Origin of the sequence: Hamadaea sp. (assembly GCF_013362815.1) — a bacterium.
In the GTDB taxonomy this organism is placed as follows: Bacteria; Actinomycetota; Actinomycetes; order Mycobacteriales; family Micromonosporaceae; genus Hamadaea.
This window is the reverse complement of the sequence record NZ_JABFVK010000014.1, coordinates 66,407-85,866: the sequence shown is the minus strand read 5'-3', so window position 1 is coordinate 85,866 and position 19,460 is coordinate 66,407. Positions and strand designations below refer to the sequence as shown.

The window sequence follows — 19,460 nt, the reverse complement described above, 5'->3', positions numbered from 1 at the left end:
ACCGGTTAGCTCTCCAGAAGGAGAAGACCGGCTGGTTCTCCAGAAGGAGAAGGCGTGCGGGCGATCCTCTCACTGGCTCTGGCCCGGTTGTATCGGGGGCCGACACGCTGGCTGCTGATCGTGGCCGGGATCGCCGTCGCGACGCTGCTGCCGATGTCGGCCGCCGCCACCGCCGCCTCGACCTCCACCAAGGCGCTCGCCCACGGACTGGCCGCGCTGCCGGCCGGCGAGCAGAGCCTGATCGTGTCCTACCCCAACCTCGCGATGGAACCGGCCCAGCTGACCGGCATGGACACCGAGGTACGCACCCGGCTGGCCAAGCTGACCCGCCATCCCGCCCGGGCGCAGATGCTGTTCCGGGAGATGGGCGACACCGCCGGGGGTTCCTTCTTCCTGGGCGCGGCCGACGATCTCGCCTCCGGCGTCGAGGTGACCAGCGGGCGGCTTCCGGCCGAGTGCACGCCGAAGCACTGCGAGATCATCCTCATCGGACAGACGCCGCCGAAGATGCCGGACGGGCTGGGCGTCGAGATCGTCGGGACCGGCGTACGCACCGATCCGTTGCTGCTGACCGGCACGTTCGAGCCGAAGCGCGACATTCCGCTGCTGCTCGCGGACGGGGTGGCGAAGGCGAGCGCCATCGATTCGCTGACTGCTTTCCAGCGGCAGTACGGCTGGGTGGCTCCGCTCGACGTCGAGCGCGCCTCGGCCGACGTGAACGCGTACCTCGACGCCAGCCGCCAAGCGGGCGACGACTTGTCCCGCTACAGCGTCGGTCTGCATCTGACCGCCCCCGACGAGGTGCTGCGGTCCGAGCACGATCGGGCGCAGCGCAGCACCCGCCGCTTCGACCTGCTCAGCGGGGCCGCCACGGCTCTGCTGGTCGGCTTCGCCGTCATCGGCGCGATCGGCGCGCGCCGGGATCATCGTGCCGTCGTCGCCCTCGTACGCCGAAGGGGCGCACCGGCCCGCCGCCTGTTCACCCTGACGGCGGTCACGGCGGCGATCCCCGTTCTGGCCGGAACCGCCGCAGGCGTCCTCATCGGACTCGCCGTGTTCGGGACCACCGGCCTGTCGGGCCCAGCGATGGTGCAGATCGCCGTCACCGCAGTGCTCGCCGCGGTTCTGCTCGGAGCCGCGCTCAGCTGGGCGCCCGAGCATCCGTGGCGGGCGGTCGACGCCGTGGTCGTCGCCGGGATCGTGGTGGCCGCCGTGGCGCTCGCCCGGGGCGTCGTCACCGTGCAGGCGATCGATCAGCGTACGGACCCGTTGCTGGTGGCCTTGCCGATCATCGCGGTGGTCTGCGGCGGGTTGCTCGCCGGGCGGCTGTTCCCGCTGGTCGCGCCGTTCGGCGTACGCCTCGCGCGCCGGTTGCCGAGCAACGCCGGGCTGCCGGTGCGACTGGGCCTGTCCGGGGCGGTACGCCGCCCGCTGCGGGCGGTGGCGACCGTTGCCTTCCTCGCCGCGGCGACGGGGATCGTCCTGTTCGCCGGAGGCTACCGGGCGACGCTGCGCCAAGGCGCGGTCGACCAGGCCACTTTCGCCGTGCCGCTCGACGTGAGCGTACGCGCGGGGCAGAACCTCCGCCGTCCGCTCGACGTGGCCGACGAGAGCGCCTACGCCGCGCTGGCGCCGGAGGTGCTGACCGCCCGCGTCGTACGCACCTCGGCCGGCATCCGGGTCAACGCGGCCGAATCCAAGGCGGCCGAAGTCCTCGGTGTGACCCCGGCGGCGTTGACGCACATCCCGGCCTGGGAACGGGTGACCGGTGGCCAGGACGCCGCCCGGTCGGCCAAGCTGATCACGTCCGCGACGCCGGTTCAGGGCTGGGTCGTCCCGGTCGGCACGAAGAGCCTGACGTTCGACGTGACGGGGCAGTTGGACAACCTGAAGTTCACCGCCTGGTTGCGCGACTCCGGCGGCCGGGACTTCGCGGTCGAGCTGACCGTGACGGGCCGGCGAGCGACCGACGCGCTGGCCCGATCCGGCCAGAAACTGACCGGTGAGCTGCCGAAGGCGACCACCACCGAGGCCCGGTTGTTCGCCTTCAACATCGCCGAGACGCCCGATTACGGCCAGCGCCGCCAGCACCACACCGGCGAGGGCGGGCTCGACGTCCCGGTCCTCAGCGGGCACCTGACCTTGGCCGGGCTCGGCAACACCTTCGAGACGGACTACAACCTGGCCACCGGGCGGCTGGTGGCGCTGATCGGCGCGGCGGCGGAGGCCGAGGTGCCGGTGATCCTCGACCCGGTCACGGCGAGCGCCGCCTCGGGTGGCCGGGTCCAGTTGTCCATCCAAGGCGCGGCCCCGATCGTCGGCCGGATCGTGCAGGTCCTCCCCCGATTCCCGGCCATCGGCGAACGGTTCGTCGTCGCCGACGTCCAAGCGCTCGCCGGCGCCATGGACGCCCGGGAGCCGGGCACCGGCTCGGTGAGCGAACTCTGGCTGTCCTCATCGGACCCGGACGCGTTGCGCCAGAACCTCGCGAAGTCCCCGTTCGATCAGCTCACCGTGCGGTCCCGAGCTCAGGTCGAGCAGCAGCTCGCCACCGACCCCCTCGCCGTCGGCGCGGCCGGTCTGCTGTGGACCGGAGCACTCGTCGCCCTCGGCGTGGGCGCGGTCGCCCTGGTTCTGCTAGTGATCGCCGAGCGCCGGGACGACGCCGCCGAGCTGTACGCCTGGGAAAGCGACGGCCTGACGCCGGGTGCGTTGCGTGGACTGTTGTTCGCTCGCGCCACGGCCGTCGTGGTGGTCGCCGTCCCTTGTGGTGTCCTATTGGGACTGTTACTGACCCGGTTGACCACCGCACTGGTGCTCGTCACCGCCGTCGGTTCCGCACCGCGGCCGCCCCTCGCGCTCTCCGCCTCGCCAATGCAGCTTGCCGCCGTCCTCGGCGCGGGCGTCGGGCTCGGTCTGCTCTGCGCCGGCCTGGTGGCCTGGCGATCGTTCCGCACTCCCCTGCCCGTGCGACCGGAGGCTTTGTAATGACCCCGGTGATTCGCGCCGACGACTTGTTCTGCCTGCATCGCGTATCCGGCAACGGTTTCGTGGCGGCCCTGCGCGGGCTGACCCTCGAACTGGCCCCCGGTGAACGCCTGCTGGTGCACGGCCCTAACGGTTCGGGCAAGACGACGCTGCTCCGGGTGCTCGCCGGGGAGATCGCGCCGAGCGCTGGGACGGTGTCGGTGGGTGGCGTCGATCTCGTGGGCGCGCCGCAAGCCGAGACAGCCCGATTGCGGTCCCGCGTACTCGGTTTGGTAGATCAGCAGAAGACTCTCGTCCCGGAACTGTCCGTTGTGGACAACATAACGCTGCAAAGCCGAGTGGGAACGCGAAAAGCAGACAAGCCGAAAGATCACGCGCTGAAGCTTCTCGCCACGCTGGGGCTCGCCGATCTCGCGCATCGGTCCCCCGGAACGCTCTCCGGCGGCGAGGCGCAGCGCGTCGCCGTCTGCGCCGCCGTGGCCCACTCCCCGACCCTCGTGCTCGCCGACGAGCCGACCGGCGAGCTCGACCGCGCCTCGGCCGACGCGATCTACGACCTGCTCGTGGCGGCCACGGCCGCGGTCGGCGCGTCCCTGCTCGTCGTCAGCCACGACGTCCGCGCGGCCCGCATCGCCGATCGGGTGGTCCGGATCCGCGATGGGCGGCTGTCCGAGGAATGGCGTCCGGGCCAGCCGGAGGACCTGGTCGTCGACGACCGCGGCTGGGTTCGGCTCCCGCTCGCTCTTCATCGAGTACGCCCAGAGCAGCGCCCGGAAGGGTTGCTTCTTCGTCCGTCCACTCCGGTCGAGACGGAGCGCCCCTCGCCGGAGACCGGTACGCCACACCCACCGGGCGAGGTCGTCGCCTCGCTGTCGGAGGTCTCGTTGGCCCGCGACGGCCGTGAGATCCTCTCCGGACTGTCGTTCGACGTCCGGGCCGAGACGTGGACCGTCCTCAAGGGACGTTCAGGCTCCGGGAAGACGACGCTGCTGCGGCTGCTCGCCGGGTTGGAGCGGCCGGACTCCGGTCAGGTCGTCGTCCAGGGCACCGACCTGTCCACACTAGACCGAGCGGAGCTCGCCCGGTTCCGGCGTACCTGGCTCGGGGTCGCCGGGCAACGGGCGGCGCTCGTCGAGACGCTGGACGCCGTCGCCAACCTCCACGTCGCCCGGGAGGCCCGGGGGCTACCCGAGAACGCGGAGCTGATCGGGCGGCTGATCGCCCGGCTCGGGCTGACCGGCGTACGCCATCGGCCGGTGGAGACGCTGTCCGGTGGGGAACGCCAGCGCGTCGCCGTCGCCCGGGCGCTGGCCGCTGAGCCGTCCATAGCCGTGTTCGACGAGCCCACGTCACAGCAGGACGAGGCGCATGCCGGACTCGTCGCGGCGACCCTGCGAGCGGCGGCGCGGGCCGGGGCGGCGATCGTCGTCGCCACCCACGACCCGCTCCTCCTGCAGAGCGCTGCTACTTCTGCTTGACCGCGTACGCCCCGATGATCGTCTGCTCGACGACCACCCCGGTCGCGTCACTGCCCCGGGCGCGCAGCGAGATCGTGCTGCCCGCCTTCTGCGGCAGGAACGCGTACCAGGTCGAGCCGGCCTGAACGATCAGCACGGGCTTCCAGCTCTTGCCGCCGTCGGTGGAGTAGTCCACCACCAGCTTGCGCAGCGGAGCCGCTCCCGAGCCGGGTTGGCCCGCCACGGTGACCGGCACCATCGCGACCACCGCCGGTGCGGCCAGCCCGGTGGCGTCGACCTCCGGGGCGAAGCTCACCGAGGTGACCGGCAACCGCTTGACCGAGGTCAGCGGGTCGTCGCCGATCTCCACGTGCTGGGATCGGAACGACCAGCTGGCGATTACCTTCGTCGAGAACCGGGTGTCCCGGTTCACCTCGGTGACTACGCGATAGTCCGCGGCTTCCGGCGGAACCTCGACGTCGAGGTAGGGATCGCTCGCCTCGGCGAACTTCACCCCGTTGCGATACAACGTGGTCTTCGCCGACGCGTACGCCGAGTAACCGGCGTGCCCGGCCCCGTCGCCCAAGGTCGGCGGCCCGATGATCAGCTCGTCGCCGTACCGCACGAGGTATTCGAACGGATACGTCGCCGCGCCGAAGGCCGGGCCGAACACCGGCGCGTTCCACGACTCCGCGGTGACCCGGCCCGGCTTGAGTACGCGTTGCGCCCCGGTCAGCATCGTCCACTGCCCACCGGTCGCATCCGAGTCGTCGGACTCGTCGAACTCGTCCTGCCAGGCCACGTTGTCGCCACCGTAGTAATTGGTGCGCTGCAACGGAGTCTGGAAGCCGATGCCGGTCGCCCAGCCGCCGCCGAGGGGATCACCCACCGGCGTGGCGTGACTGAACGCCACCGCAGTCTGGCCGGAGTTGTGCTGGTGGTAGGTCGTCTTCACCGTGGCCAGGTCCCGCTTGGTGACCCGCTTGTCGAGCCCGGTCGGGAACGACTTCGGGTAGAACCAGGCCAGGTTGTACATGTCGGGCGCGTTGAACCACGTGCCGTCGGGGCCCAGCGTGGCCCAGGTCGACGACACCGCCCCACGCAGCCCGTCGACCGGCGCGTCGCCGAGCAGAGCGCTGTAAATCTTCCCGAACTGCTCATCGCCGAGCAGGGCGAAGCCGGCCTGCCCGCCGTCGGGGAACGTGTAGGTGGCGTCGAGGATGGTCGAGACGTTGACCGCCGCCGGGTCCGGCACGGCGGTGTGCACCGGCTCGGCAGTCCGGCTGTCCAGCACGACCTTGCCCGATCCGGCGACGACGAGCTTCGGCCGCACGAGCATGGTGGTCGAGAGGTTCGCCATGTCGTTCAGCCAGCTGTTGACGAAGTACTCGCCCTTGGGCAGCCGGATCGTCTCCGTCCCCCCGTTGTAGAGCACGTATTCGCCCTGGCCGCCGGCGGCCAGGATGGTCAGGTGGTCTTCGTTCGGCGTACCGTCGCGCGAGAGGTGCTCGAAGGTGACGTCGTAGCTCTCCACCTCCTTCTCCACGCCGTAGGGCACGCTGACACTGACGCCGGGCGCGGTGCCGACGAGCTGGCCGCTGTAGAAGCCGTCCGCCACGTCGGCCCGGGTGTCGGCGGTGACGGTGACGGACGCCGAGCCACCGGCCGGCACGGTCACCGTCGAGGCGCTGAGGCTGAACAGCGAACCGGCGTCTCCCGCTCCCGTGGTATTCAGAGCCAGATTCAGCGTGACGTCGGCCGACCCGCTGTTGTGATACGTGACCGTCTTGGCCACGGGAGTGTCATCGGTATGCGGCCACCGCGCCAGTCCGAAGCTGAGGCTCGGCCCGTCCGCGGTGATCGTCTGCCCGATCGCCCGGGCGACGTCCACCCGGCCCGCGCCTTGGCCGAAGGCGGCGATGCCGTCCAGCGGCTTGGCCGAGGCCATCAGCGTCGCCTTCAGCTGCGCCGGTGTCCACTGCGGATGCTCCTGCACCAGGAGCGCGGCCGAACCGACGGTGTGCGGAGTCGCCATCGAGGTGCCCGACAGGGTCGCGTACGGCTGGCCCGGAGTGCACAGGAAGCCGACGGAACTGCACGCGGCCACGATGTCGACGCCGGGCGCGGAGATCTCCGGCTTCACCGCACCGTCACCGACCCTCGGTCCCCGGCTGGAGAATTCGGCCAGTTCGTCGGTCTTCGACGTGGCGGCCACCGCCAGGGCGGCGTCGGCGCTGGCCGGCGAGCCGACCGTCCGGTCGCCGAACTCGCCGTCGTTGCCCGCCGCGATGACGAACAGTACGCCGTACTGCGCAGTCAGATCGTTGACCGCCTGCTCCAGCGGATCGACGTCCGGCGTGTCCGGTCCGCCGAGGCTCAGGTTGACGACGTCGGCGCCCTGCTCGGCCGCCCACTGCATGCCCGCAAGGATCCACGACTCGGCGCAGCCGTCGACGACGCACACCTTGCCGCTGAGCAGCTGCGCGTCCGGGGCCACACCCTTGTACTTGCCGCCCGACGCCGCGCCGCTTCCGGCGATGGTCGAGGCGACGTGCGTACCGTGGCCGACGTGGTCGCGGTCGTCCTCGTCGGGGTAGTCGGCGGCGGCGAAGTTCTGCCGGGCGACGACCTTTCCGGCGAGATCGGGATGCGTCTCGTCCACGCCGGTGTCGAGGACGGCCACCTTCACCCCGGCCCCGGTGTAGCCCGCCTGCCAGGCCGTGGGCGCCCCGATGAGCGGAACGCTGACGTCCAGCGTCGGTGTGCGTACGCCATCGAGCCAGACCTTGGCCGTGGCCAACGGCTGAGCCGCGAGCCGGGCGTCGGAGCCGGTCAGGCCCTTCCACAGCTTGCCCAGGCGGTTCTTGTCGGCCCGACCGGCCGCGCCGTGCACGGCCTTGAGCGTGCGGATCAGTTTCAAGCCGGTGTCGGCCGGTGGCGCGGACTTCGCGGCCACGATGACCGGCAGGTCGGCGCGGCGCTCGTCGTAGCCGAACTGGATGAGCGCCGTGACGTCGAACAGCCGGGAGTCGAGCCGGCCCGCCGCGAGCAGCGGCCGGGCGTCGGACGGGATGACGTGCAGATGTCCCTTCGAGCGGTAGCTGGCGAAGGTGATGTGTTCGCGGCCGGCTTGCCGGACCACGCTGACCTGACCGGAGTCGGCGACCCGCAGGACGTCGCCGGTGATCAGCGTGACGGTGTGAGCCCGGCCCGGAAGCGTGGCACGGAAGCCCCCGGTTGTCGTGGCGGTCGGGTTTGCACTGACCGGACCGGTCGGCGCCGCAGTGGCGGGTACGCCGCCGAACAGCACCGCCAGAGCGAAGGTGGCCGCCAGAACGCGGCCGCCCTCTCGTCGGTGTCGAAGCATGACCTCCCCTATCCGTGTAATGGCATCCATGAGTTCATGGATGCCCGCACATCGGAAGACGCCTCGAATGGGGGTCGCGTTGCACCGGCCGTGGGCCAAATTCCGCGGATGACTAGCCGATCCGCGTTACGGGCAAGTGCCTGAAATATTCAAATGTGGTTGCGGGTCTTCCAAAGGCCGAGTCATCCGAGATACAGTCCTCCCCAATAGCGTGGGAACGCTCCCACGGTCGGCGGCAAAGACTTGATCGCAGCGCAACGAGGCGACCCGGTTGGAGATAGGGCGATGCCCGGCCGAACGTGGGAGCGTTCCCACATACACTACGTCCAGGTCCATAACTGAAGGAGTCGACCATGCCGGTGCTCACCCGCCGGAGGCTGCTGGAAAAGGCCGCAGTTTCGGCCTACAGCGCGGCGGTCACCACGGCCCGCACGACCGGCGCGGCGGCGGCCGCTGCGACGGCCGTGGGCGCAACCGTGGCCGCCTGCGACGACAGCCCCGGGCAGCCCATCCCCGAACCGACGCTCGGGCTGAGCTTTCCCACCGGATTCGTCTGGGGCGCCGCCACGTCGGCGTACCAGATCGAGGGCGCCGCCGCCGAGGACGGCCGCACGCCGTCGGTGTGGGACACGTTCAGCCACACGCCGGGCAAGGTGCGCAACGGCGACACCGGCGACGTCGCAGCCGACCATTACCACCGCTTCGCCGCCGATCTGGACCTGATGAAGTCGATCGGGCTGTCCTCCTACCGGTTCTCCATCGCCTGGCCGCGCGTGATCCGCGACGGCAAGGGCCCGGTCAACCAGCAGGGCCTGGACTTCTACAAGCGACTCGTGGACGGGCTGCACCAGCGGGGCATCACGCCGATGGCGACGCTGTACCACTGGGACACCCCGCAGGCGCTACAGGACGCGGGCGGCTGGGAGAACCGCGACACCGCCTACCGCTTCGCCGAGTACGCCGCCGCGGTGACCGAGGCGCTCGGCGACTCAGTCCCGACGTGGCTGACGCTGAACGAGCCGAAGACGGTGGTGCAGAACGGTTACCTCAACGGCGGGCACGCCCCCGGATTCCGCGACCCGGCGAAGGCGTACGTGGTGGCGCATCACCTGATGCTGGCTCACGGCCTGGCGGTGGAGGCCGCGCGCCCGCACATCGGCGGCTCCCGGATCGGCCCGGCGCTGAACCTGCACCCGTGCTATCCGGCCGACGAGAGCGCGGACGCGGCCGAGCAGACGCACCTCATGGACGGCTTCGAGAACCGGCTCTACCTCGACCCGGTGTTCCGCGGTGAGTACCCGCGCGACACCCTCGAGGCGATCGCCGCGTTCAGCCCGATGGCGCAGTACATCAAGGACGGTGACCTGAAGATCATCTCGGCGCCGGTGGACGTCCTGGCGGTCCAGTACTACACGCCCATCTACGTGACCGCCGGTGGTGGCACGGTCCAGAAGCACCCGCTGACCGAGGCGTTCTGGCAGCAGATCTACCCGCGGGGGCTGACCGATATCCTGGTACGCGTCAAGAAGGACTACGGCGACGTCCCGCTGACCATCACCGAGAACGGTCTGCCCACCCCGGACCAGCTCGGCGCGGACGGCAAGGTCGACGACGCCGGCCGGATCGCGTTCCTGCGGGACCACTTCGCGGCCGCGCACGCCGCCATCGCGCAAGGCGTACGCCTGGAGAGCTACCACGTGTGGTCCTTCATGGACAACTTCGAGTGGCAAGAGGGCTACGAGCAGCGCTGGGGTCTGATCTATGTGGACTACCCGACGCAGCGCCGCATCCCCAAGCGCAGCGCGCTCTGGTACTCCGACGTCATCCACGCGAACAAGGTCTGATCCGCCCGCTTCACACACCGGAGCCTCGGTCACTTGGTGGCCGAGGCTCCGCCCGTTCGCAGGATGTATTCCAGCAACGTGATCAGCACTTCCTTGACCGACTCGCGTTCCCGGGCGTCGCAGAGCACCACCGGGACGTGCTGTTCCAGGTCCAGCGCCGTACGCACCTGGGTCGAGGTGTGCGTACGCACCCCGTCGAAGCAGTTGACCGCGACCATGAACGGCGTGCCCCGGCGCTCGAAGTAGTCGATGACGTTGAAGCTGTCGGCCAGCCGCCGGGTGTCGGCCATGACGACCGCGCCGAGGCTGCCCGAGGCCAGCTCGTCCCAGAGGAACATGAAGCGGTCCTGGCCGGGCGTGCCGAACAGGTAGAGCACCAGGTGCGGCGCGATGGTGATCCGGCCGAAGTCCATCGCGACCGTCGTGGTCCGCTTCGTCTCGACACCGTTGATGTCGTCGGTCTCCTCGCCGGCACTGGTGAGGACTTCCTCCGTACGCAGCGGGCTGATCTCGCTGACCGAGGAGACGAGCGTCGTCTTGCCGACCCCGAAGCCCCCCGCGACCAGGATCTTCAGCGCTTGCGGCACCGCCGCCCGGTCAGATCGCCCGGAGGCCATGGATCACCGCCTGGAGAAGCTGCTCGGTAGGACCGTCCGGTGTGGATGGCGGATCGTAGCGTTCGATCAGCCCGTCGGCGTGCAGGTCGGCGAGCAGGACGCGGACCACCCCGAGCGGCAGGTCGACGATGGCCGCCACCTCCACCACGGCGCACGGCCGGGCGGCGGCGGCGAGGATGGCCCGCTGTTCGGGCGTCTGGCCCCGGGCTGGGTCGTCGACGGTCGCCACCACGTGCGCGATGAGGTCGAACCCGGCCGGGTCCACCCGCCCGCCCGTGATCGCGTACGGACGGACGACCGGACCGGCCTCCTCGTCCAGCCAGCCGGACTCCCAGTCCTCCGCGTTCACCGCGCTCCAGTCGCCAGGTGCTCGCCCACCCGGGTGACCATCAGTTCGGCCTCGTACGCCAGCAGCCCGAGGTCGGTGTCCGCCCCGGTGAGCACGGCCAGACAAGTCCGGTTGCCGGCGTCGGAGATGAGCAGGTACGCCGTGTCGAATTCGACCACAGTGGACCGAACCGCGCCGCCCTCGAACCGGCGGCCCGCGCCCCGGGCGAGGCTGGCCAGGCCGGAGGCGGCCGCCGCCAGATGATCGGCCTCGTCGACGTCGAACTTGGCGTCCCGGCCGAGCACCAGCCCGTCGACCGACAGCAGGACCGCGTGCCGCGCGGCGGGCACCTTGCCGACGAGGTCGTCGAGCAGCCACCCGAGCCCGCTCGGCGCGGCGGTGTCGCTGGTGGACGTCATGGCTGGGCCTCCCCCTCGTCGCGCACGGGCTGATCGCCCTCGACCGGACCGGTCTCCGGTTTGTTCGCCGTCAGGGCCGGCTGCGCCGCCGACGGCCCATTATCACCCGCGCGGACCGGCTCGGAACTGTCGGTTTCCCCACCGTCCACTACCGACCCAACGGACCCCGCCGACCCGGTTCGATCGAGCCGGGCGTGAGGACGGTTCGGGTCGGCTTCAACAGTCGACCCGGTTGGATCGACCGGTGTCTCCAGCTGGTCGACCGGCGGGTCGAGCGACGCCCGGCCGGAGGCGGTGCCTCGCTGGAACGCCGCGAGGTTGGCGCGCACCCGCTGGGGCGTACGCTCGCTGACCGGCCGCGTGGCCTCCGGCGCGGGCGACACCGGCGGGTCCGCCGGCGTCTGCCGCGACCGGCGCGGGAGACCGCCGACGTCGACTGCGCCGGCCGTCTGAGCGACCGGCTCGGGCGACAGCTCGGCGGGCCGGTCGGCGTCGCGCTGAGCGGGCACGGCCGCCGCCGTCGGCCGCTTCGGCAGCTCGGTCACCGGGGCCGCCTTGACGGCCGGCTTGCCCACCTTCGCGATGAGCGACTGCGGGATCAGGGTCTCGGCCGCCACGCCGCCGTGCGTCGACCGGGTCAGCTCCACGGTGATCCCGTGCCGGGCGGCCAGCCGCGCCACCACCATCAGGCCGAGCCGGGCACTGTCGGCCGGGTCGAAGTCCGGCGGCACCACAAGCCGGGCGTTCGCCTCCTGCAGCGCTTCGGGAGTCATGCCGAGGCCGCGGTCGGCGATGCGGATCAGCAGTCCGTCCGGCCGTGTCTCGGCGCTGACGTTCACCCGGGTCTGCGGCGGGGAGAACGAGGTGCCGTTCTCGACCAGCTCGGCGAGCAGGTGGATGATGTCGCCGACGGCCCGACCGGCGATCGCGACGTCGGGGATCTTCTCGACGACGACCCGGACGTACTCCTCGATCTCGCTGACCGAGCCGCGGATGACGTCGACCGCCGCGACCGGGTGACGCCAGCCCCGGCCGGGCGCTCCACCGGCCAGGATCACGAGGTCCTCGGCGTGCCGCCGCATCCGGGTGGACAAGTGGTCGAGCCGGAAGAGGTCTTCCAGCTCCTGCGGGTCGCGGGCGCGCCGCTCCATCCGGTCGAGCAGGCTCAGCTGCCGGTGCAGCAGGGTCTGGCTGCGCCGGGCGACGTTCAGGAAGACCTCGTTCAACCCGTGGCGCAGCACCGCCTCGTCGACCGCCGAGCGCACCGCCGTCTGGCGTACCTCGGCGAAGGCCCGGCCGACCTCGGCGATCTCGTCGTGGCCGAAGTTCAGCTCGGCCTCGTCGACCTCGACCCGCTCGCCCTGGCGCAGTCTGGCCACGACTGCGGGCAACTCGACCTCGGCCAGGTCACGCGCGGTGTCCCGCAGGCGCAGCAGCCGCCCGGCCACCGACCGCGACACGCGCAGACCCACCCACAGCGCGAGCGCCACCGAGATCAGGCCGGCCAGACCGGTCGCGACGATCCGGGTGTACGCCGCGGACACGGCGGCCTCCGACCGCTCCGCGGGCGCGGCGGCCGCCTGCTCCTCGAACGATCGCAGCGCCTTGAGTACCGCGTTCGTGGCGGTACGCCAGTTCGCCGCATTGATCGGCAGCGGCCGTTCGGGCTGGCCGTGGCTGAGGAAGGTCTCCTCCATCACCGCGAGCTGCACGAACGCGTCGCCCCGGACCATCTCCTGATAGCGGGCGCGGTCGGCGTCGGGCAGCTCGCCGACGGCGTCGGCGAACAGCTGCCGTTGCGCTCCGATGGCCCCCGCGATCTGGGTTACGTCGTTCATCGTCGGCTTCCCGACCGCGAAGACCGCACTGAGGAGCGCGTCCTCCTGAGCGACGAGCTCGCGCGCCCGGGACAGGCCGATGAGCGTACGGGAGAGCTGGGAAAGCTCCGGATCCTGGACCTCGGCGAGCGGCACGAACAGCCGATACGCGGCGTCGATGATCCGGGTGTACGCCGTCATCGCGGCGGCCCGCAGATCCGCGCCCCGGCTCGCGTTCACCGCGTCCGCCGCGTTCCGGGCGGCTTGCAGTTGATCGAGTTCGGCGGTGAACTCGCTCAGCCGCCGGCGGATCAGGTCGTCGGCCCGATCGGTGACCTCGGCACCGGCCGACTGCGCCCGGAACGTCCGCACCGCCGTGTCGGTGGCATCCCGCTGCGAGTTCACCTCGGTGGACGGGCCCGCCTGAGCCAGCGCGACGACCGTCAGCCGGCGCTCGGTCTGCAGCTCGGCCACGACCTGGGCGGCCGGCCCGCCGACGTGCTTGGCGAAGAGCCCCGCGTCGGCCAGGTTCCGGGCGGGCCCGACGGTCAGCGCCGTGGCCAGCAGCCACAGCCCGAGCAGCGCCACCAGGGGGATGATGACCAGGGCCGCCATCTTCGCCCGGATCGACCGTCTCTTCAACACCTCAAGCCTCCGGCGGAGCAAGTTAGCACGCCGGACATGGCATCACAGGCGGGGCTGGTTGTCCACTACGTCCGTCTAGTTTGGATAGTCAACACCCGGCCGGGTGGCCGATGCCGCCCGGCGGGCGTACCCGGCAGACTGCCGCCGTGGACAACCTGATCGGCATCCTCTCGGCCGTCGTCTCGGTGCTCGGCGCGATCGTCGCCGGCGTCATGACCAGCTGGTCCAGCCGCAAGGCGACCGCGTTCCAGGCGAAGCTGGAGCGGGAGCGGCACGAGGAGACGAAGGCGGAGCAGGCCGCGAAGGTGCTCAGCCGCTATCGCGAGCCGCTGCTCCTGGCGGCCAACAGCCTCCAGTCCCGGCTCTACAACGCGGTACGCGACGAGTACCTGCCGGTCTACCTGCACTGCGGCGACGAGGAGCAGGAGGAGTACGCCCGGGTGTTCACCGTCTACACCCTGGCGGAGTACCTCTGCTGGGTGGAGATCATCCGGCGCGAGCTGCGTTTCCTCGATCTGGGCGCGGAGCGGGAGAACCGCGACTTCACCAAGCGGTTACTGGCGGTGACGAACACGCTGTCCGACCAGAAGATCTACGGGTCGCCGCACTACCGGCTGTTCCGCGGCCAGCAGCAGGCACTCGGCGAACTGATGATGCAGCCGGGGGCCGACGGCCACCACGACTGCCTCACCTATCCCGAGTTCACCCACCGGCTCGCCGAAGACCCGCGGTTCCACCGCTGGTTCGCCCGGCTGCTCCGCGAGGTGGACGACATCGCCGATCAGAGCATCGCGGGCAACGCTCGCATCATCGACACCCAGCGGGCACTCATCGACCTCATCGACTTCCTGGACCCGGACAAGACCCGGCTCGGAGCCGACCATCGGGAGAAATATGAGGAGGCGACACCTTCCCCTGCGCCGCCTGCCTCGTCTTCACCCGCTGTGACGACGGTCAGCGCCCGGCCAGCAGCCGGTTGACCGCAGCGTCGACGTCCAGGTGCTCGGTCTCCCGACCCCTCGGAACGACGACATAGGTACGCCGGAGGAAGCGTACGAGCACGCTCCTCGGCACTTCGAACAGGGCGTTCCCGTCGGGTGACGAGAGCGCGAGCGCGACGAAGTCGCCGCGCGGCGTGGCCCACGGCCAGACGCGTACGTCGCCGATCCCGGCCGGCTCGTCGAGGCCGGTCACCAGTAGTTCGCGAGCGAACGACCAGCTGACCGCCTCCCCTCCGGCGGACTCGGCATGGAAGATCACTTGGACCGCGTACGGGTCAGCCGGGTCATAGCGCAGGCTGGCGCGTACAGGTAGCGCCGTCGCGTCCGGCGCGACGAGCCGCAGCGACGTCTCGACCTCGACGGTCGTTGGTCGGATGGCACTCATGTCGTACTCCCCCCGGCACCGCTGCGAGGCTGGTCTCGCCCCGCCTTCCCATACTCAGGCGCACTCCGGCAATTACGCTCCGTCATACGATGATCTCACCCAGTAGTGGGAAGACAGGCAGAAACCCGGCCCACTGGGGACCGGATTTCGTTAGAATCCGCAGCTCGCTGCGGGGTGCCTGTCGGCGCCGGGTGCTTTCAACGTCGACTCACCTCCGTAACGTGCGCGCCGCTTGTAAGGTGACGGGCGAGGAGCACCGCCATGCCAGACGAGTCACCCGGAAAGACCGCCACACGCGATATGAGTACGCCCGATGGCCCCACGGGAGGGTCGAAACCGGACAGTCGCCGGGGGATGAAGGCGAAGATTACGGCAATTCGGGCGCACCCCACGGGGAGTGTCGCCTTTCGGACCGCGATCGCCATTCTCGGCGGACTGATCGTCGTTCTTGGACTCGTTCTCGTCCCGTTGCCCGGACCGGGCTGGCTCATCGTCTTCTTCGGCGTGAGCGTCTGGGCGATCGAGTTCGTCTGGGCACGCCATCTGCTCCAGTACGGACGGCGCAAGCTCGGCGCGTGGACCGCATGGGTCAGCCTGCAACCCTGGCCGGTCAAGGCGCTCATCGGCGCAGTCGGGCTCGCCTTCGTCTCGTTCGTGGTCTGGCTGACGCTGAAGCTCAGTTTCGGCGTCGACCTGTTGAGCTACGTGTCCTGAGCTATCTGAAGTCCCCGGGCGTGAGCCGGTGGTCCAGCGCGGTCCACCGGCGGCCCGCGCCCAGGGTGCGTACGGCGACGCCGAGCGCCTTGAACGAGCCCACCAGCACGACGAGCTTCTTCGCCCGGGTGACGGCCGTGTAGAGCAGGTTGCGCTGGAGCATCATCCAGGCTCCGGTGGTCAGCGGCACCACCACCGCCGGATACTCGCTGCCCTGCGAGCGGTGGATCGTCACGGCGTACGCGTGAGCCAGTTCGTCGAGCTCGTCGAAGGCGTACTCGACCTCCTCGTCCTCATCGGTGCGGACGGTGAGCTTGTGATCCTCGACCGACAGTCCGGTCACGACACCGACGGTGCCGTTGAAGACACCCGCCACACCCTTGTCATAGTTGTTCCGGATTTGGGTGACCTTGTCGCCGACCCGGAACACCCGGCCGCCGAACCGCTTCTCCGGCGCGTTCTCCTTACCGGGCGTGAGCGCCTCCTGCAGCAAGATGTTGAGGTTCCCGGCCCCGGCCGCGCCCCGGTGCATCGGCGCGAGCACCTGCACGTCCCGCCGGGGGTCCAGGCCGAACTTCCGCGGGATGCGCTTGCTCACCAGGTCGACGACCAGCTGAGCGGTCGCCTCCGCGGTCTGCGCCGGCTCCTCGTCCTCGCGCTGGTCGCGGGCGAAGAAGAAGAAATCGCCGAAGCCGCGCAGCTGCGGCGGCTCGCCGTTGTTGATGCGGTGCGCGTTCACCACGACGCCGGACTCCTGAGCCTGCCGGAAGATCCGGGTCAGGCGTACGCGCGGCACCGTGTCGGCGTTGAGCAGATCGCGCAGCACTTCGCCGGCCCCGACCGAGGGCAGCTGGTCGACATCGCCGACGAACAACAGGTGCGCACCGGGCGCAACCGCCTTCACGAGCTTGTTGGCGAGCAGCAGATCCAGCATGGACGCCTCGTCGACGACGACGAGATCGGCGTCGAGCGGGTTCTCCCGGTCGTAGGTGGCGTCGCCGCCTGGCTTCAGCTGCAGCAGCCGGTGCACCGTCGTGGCCTCGTGCCCGGTGAGTTCGGCCAGGCGCTTGGCCGCCCGTCCGGTCGGCGCGGCCAGCACGATCTTCGCGCGCTTGGCCCGGGCGAGTTCGACCACCGAGCGTACGGTGAAGCTCTTGCCACAGCCCGGGCCGCCGGTGAGCACCGCGACCTTCTCGGTCAACGCCAGGCGGACCGCCTGCTCCTGTTCGGGCGCGAGCTCATGCCCCGTCACGGTACGCAGCCAGGCCAGCGCCTTGACCCAATCGACTGTGCCCCGTTGGGCCGGCTCTCCGTCCTCACTCCCGGCTCGAGCGTTCAAGCCGGCACCGCCGAACGCAGACATGCGATCCCGGCTCGTGTTCAGCAGCCCGAGCAGGGTGCTCGCCAGCGCCGTCTCCGCCCGGTGGAACGGCACCAAGTACACGGCGGGGATGGTGGCGGGGCCGTCGGCCGAGGCAGGCCCGGGCACCTGCTCGCGTACGACGCCCTCGGTGACGACGAGGTCTTCGAGGCACTCGGTGACCAGCGCCGCCGGCACTTCCAAAATCTTCACGGCATCGCCGATGAGGTTCGGCTGCGGCAGGAAGCAGTGCCCGGCGTCGGCCGCCTCGTTCAGGGTGTACTGCAGGCCCGCCTTCACTCGCTCGGGGCTGTCCTTCGGAATGCCGACCGCCTGCGCGATGGTGTCGGCCGTCTTGAACCCGATTCCCCACACGTCGGCGGCCAGCCGGTACGGCTCGTTCTTCACCACCGAGACCGAGGAGTCGCCGTACTGCTTGTAGATGCGGACCGCCAGCGAGGTGGACACCCCGACGCCCTGGAGGAAGACCATCACCTCTTTGATGGCCTTCTGCTCGTCCCAGGCGGCGGCGATCAGCTTGGTCCGCTTCGGGCCGAGCTTGGGCACCTCGACCAGCCGGTCCGGCTCCTCCTCGATGATCCGGAGCGTGTCCACGCCGAAATGCGCGACGATCTTCTCCGCCAGTCGTGGCCCGATGCCTTTGATGAGCCCCGACCCGAGGTAGCGCTCGATGCCCTTCACGGTCGCGGGCAGCACCGTGGCGTACGACCAGACTTCGAACTGCTTGCCGTACTTCGGGTGGGAGGTCCAGCGGCCGGTCAACCGCAGGCTCTCCCCCGGCTGCGCGCCCAGCAGCGGCCCGACGACCGTCAGCAGATCGGTCGCGCTTCGATCAGTGGCGACGCGGGCGATCGTGTAGCCGGTCTCCTCGTTGGCGTACGTGATCCGTTCGAGGACGGCCTCCAGCACCGCGCCTTTCGGGGGAGCTTCCTGCAGCACGGATGCAACTTAACAGCTGGGTCTCACAATCAAAGGCGCCGCAGCCCGGGCCACAGCTCGGCCCAGGTACGCCGCTTGCCCCGGCAGACCCAGACCTCCGCGCCCTGCTCGTCGTTGTCGAGGCGTACGCCGTTGTCGAAGGTCGCCGCATGGGTCACGTCTGCGCACTCCTGACGCAGTTCGGCTTCTTTCCAGCCGTGGCCGACGAGGATCACCGGACCCGGTCCCTCCGGCGGCGGCCCCCAGCGCCAGTACGCCAGGTGCGCCGAGTACACCTGCGGCAGTCCCAGCGACGGTCCATAGTGGTCGAGCGCGCCGGCTTCACCGTAGTTCCCGGCGAGCAGCACCGCCGTACGCTGCTCCTCGGCGGACAAGCCGCGGTAGACCACCGCCACCTGTTCGGCGAAGCCCGGCCAGCCGACCGTCTCGCCCGCGTCGTAGTTGACCGCCGGTTCCGGTGTCGCGTGCAGCATGGCGACCGGGTACACCGGCAGGCTCAGGGCCAGCGTGCTGACCGCGCTGAGACCGGCGACCCAGCCGACCGTGGCGCGCCGTTTCGAACTGTCGCCGAGCCACCGGTCGAGGACGATGCCGCCCGAGGCCAGCAGGGCCGGGTACGCCCCGGCCGGGTAGTACTCCCGTCCCCCGGTCGCCAACACGAGCACGAGGACCACCAGGTACGCCCACCCGAGCGCTCGGAAGGGTGACGCCGTGGGATCGCGCAGCAGCCGCCAGAGTCCGGTGGCCCACACGATGGTGGTGACGATGCCGAACAGGAGGATCTGGAACGGGATGAGCCCGGCGCGGCCACCCCAGTCGGCGTCGTCCCGGATGACGGCGGTCATCGCGACTTGCGGCCAGCCGTGGGTGGCCTGCCACCAGAGGTTCGGCGCCCAGATGAGCAGCGCGATCAGCCCGCCCGCCCAGAGCTGCCAGCGGCGGAACACTTCCCGAGGCCCGGCCAGCAGCAGCCCGGCGACCAGGCCTGCCGCGTACACGAGGGGCAGGTTCTTGACTTGGAGACCGACGCCGGCGACGACGCCGAGGAGCAGCAGGAGCCGGTCGTCCCGCGTACGCACCCAGCGCGCGAGCAGCCAGGCCAAGGTGCTCCACACGAGGATGTCGAACGGCGTAGTGGACAGCAGATGCCCGGAGACCACGACGGCGGGGGCGATCGCCATGGCGAGCCCGGCGAGCGTCTGCGCCCGGCGACTGCCCCCGAACTCGGCGGCGATAATGCCGGTGACCAGCACGATCGCGCCGACCGCGAGGCTGGACGGGAGGCGCAGCAGCATCAACTGCAACCAGTCCGGCCAGCCGTCGGCGGCCCAGCCGGTGAACCCGGCCCACAACGGCGCCAACGGCGGCTGGTCGTCGTAGCCGAACGCCGGATGCCGGCCCGCCGCGAGGTAGTAAAGCTCGTCGCGGTGGAAGCCGTACCGTCCACTGAAGGCGAACTCCACGAGTGCGGCCACGAGCGCCGTCAGCAGCAGCGGGCGGTTGCGTCGTGCAGAGTGGACGGTCTCGGCGGTCACCTGCCCCAGTGTGATCGACCGGA

At 70.5% G+C, this 19,460-nt stretch carries 13 protein-coding genes; 5 read left to right on the top strand and 8 right to left on the bottom strand.

The features are described 5' to 3' along the window. Positions 1 to 54: 54 nt before the first annotated feature. Positions 55 to 2,988, top strand: coding sequence for an FtsX-like permease family protein (locus HOV77_RS08325; protein WP_290859887.1), 2,934 nt, complete (start codon positions 55 to 57; stop codon positions 2,986 to 2,988). Further along, positions 2,988 to 4,466 (top strand): ATP-binding cassette domain-containing protein, encoded by a 1,479-nt coding sequence (locus HOV77_RS08320; protein WP_290859885.1) that lies wholly within the window; start codon positions 2,988 to 2,990, stop codon positions 4,464 to 4,466. The genes HOV77_RS08325 and HOV77_RS08320 overlap by 1 nt, the downstream gene beginning before the upstream one ends. Here the strand turns inward: HOV77_RS08320 and HOV77_RS08315 are convergent. Beyond that, the gene (locus HOV77_RS08315; RefSeq protein WP_290859883.1) at positions 4,453 to 7,812 is read right to left on the bottom strand and encodes a S8 family serine peptidase; all 3,360 of its coding nucleotides are present in this window, start codon (positions 7,810 to 7,812) and stop codon (positions 4,453 to 4,455) included. The two genes, HOV77_RS08320 and HOV77_RS08315, sit on opposite strands and share 14 nt — an antisense overlap. 353 nt (positions 7,813 to 8,165) lie before the next feature. Here HOV77_RS08315 and HOV77_RS08310 point away from each other — a divergent pair, with 353 nt between their 5' ends. Beyond that, positions 8,166 to 9,656 carry a GH1 family beta-glucosidase gene (locus HOV77_RS08310; protein ID WP_290859877.1) on the top strand — a complete coding sequence of 497 codons (1,491 nt, stop codon included), beginning with the start codon at positions 8,166 to 8,168 and terminating at the stop codon, positions 9,654 to 9,656. Positions 9,657 to 9,685: 29 nt separating this feature from the next. Here HOV77_RS08310 and HOV77_RS08305 read toward each other — a convergent pair whose 3' ends face one another. The 4 genes from HOV77_RS08305 to HOV77_RS08290 are packed head-to-tail and all read right to left on the bottom strand — an operon-like array spanning position 9,686 to position 13,482. Continuing rightward, complete coding sequence (locus HOV77_RS08305) at positions 9,686 to 10,273, bottom strand: ATP/GTP-binding protein (RefSeq protein ID WP_290859870.1); 588 nt, start codon at positions 10,271 to 10,273, stop codon at positions 9,686 to 9,688. Beyond that, positions 10,254 to 10,622, bottom strand: a complete 369-nt coding sequence (locus tag HOV77_RS08300; RefSeq protein WP_290859868.1) for a DUF742 domain-containing protein — start codon at positions 10,620 to 10,622, stop codon at positions 10,254 to 10,256. Before HOV77_RS08300 ends, HOV77_RS08305 begins: the two co-directional genes overlap by 20 nt. Then, complete coding sequence (locus HOV77_RS08295; protein ID WP_290859866.1) at positions 10,619 to 11,020, bottom strand: roadblock/LC7 domain-containing protein; 402 nt, start codon at positions 11,018 to 11,020, stop codon at positions 10,619 to 10,621. Before HOV77_RS08295 ends, HOV77_RS08300 begins: the two co-directional genes overlap by 4 nt. After that, positions 11,017 to 13,482 carry a nitrate- and nitrite sensing domain-containing protein gene (locus tag HOV77_RS08290; protein ID WP_290859864.1) on the bottom strand — a complete coding sequence of 822 codons (2,466 nt, stop codon included), beginning with the start codon at positions 13,480 to 13,482 and terminating at the stop codon, positions 11,017 to 11,019. The genes HOV77_RS08295 and HOV77_RS08290 overlap by 4 nt, the downstream gene beginning before the upstream one ends. Before the next feature lie 146 nt (positions 13,483 to 13,628). On the opposite strand from HOV77_RS08290, the gene HOV77_RS08285 reads away from it, so the two are divergent. Further along, a complete protein-coding gene (locus tag HOV77_RS08285) occupies positions 13,629 to 14,462 on the top strand; it encodes a hypothetical protein (protein WP_290859862.1) in 834 nt (277 codons plus the stop codon). On the opposite strand, the gene HOV77_RS08280 is transcribed toward HOV77_RS08285, so the two are convergent. Continuing rightward, entirely contained in the window at positions 14,437 to 14,868 is a 432-nt protein-coding gene (locus HOV77_RS08280; RefSeq protein ID WP_184843436.1) for an SsgA family sporulation/cell division regulator, read from the bottom strand. The two genes, HOV77_RS08285 and HOV77_RS08280, sit on opposite strands and share 26 nt — an antisense overlap. A 354-nt stretch (positions 14,869 to 15,222) precedes the next feature. Between HOV77_RS08280 and HOV77_RS08275 the strand changes: the two genes are divergently transcribed. Beyond that, positions 15,223 to 15,582, top strand: coding sequence for a TIGR02611 family protein (locus tag HOV77_RS08275; RefSeq protein WP_290859858.1), 360 nt, complete (start codon positions 15,223 to 15,225; stop codon positions 15,580 to 15,582). A 1-nt stretch (position 15,583) separates the two neighbouring features. Here HOV77_RS08275 and HOV77_RS08270 read toward each other — a convergent pair whose 3' ends face one another. Together HOV77_RS08270 and HOV77_RS08265 are read right to left on the bottom strand one after the other, a co-directional pair. Further along, positions 15,584 to 17,902, bottom strand: coding sequence for an ATP-dependent RecD-like DNA helicase (locus HOV77_RS08270; protein WP_290859851.1), 2,319 nt, complete (start codon positions 17,900 to 17,902; stop codon positions 15,584 to 15,586). Positions 17,903 to 17,931: 29 nt separating this feature from the next. Beyond that, a complete protein-coding gene (locus HOV77_RS08265) occupies positions 17,932 to 19,437 on the bottom strand; it encodes a glycosyltransferase family 39 protein (RefSeq protein WP_290859845.1) in 1,506 nt (501 codons plus the stop codon). Positions 19,438 to 19,460 lie beyond the last annotated feature (23 nt).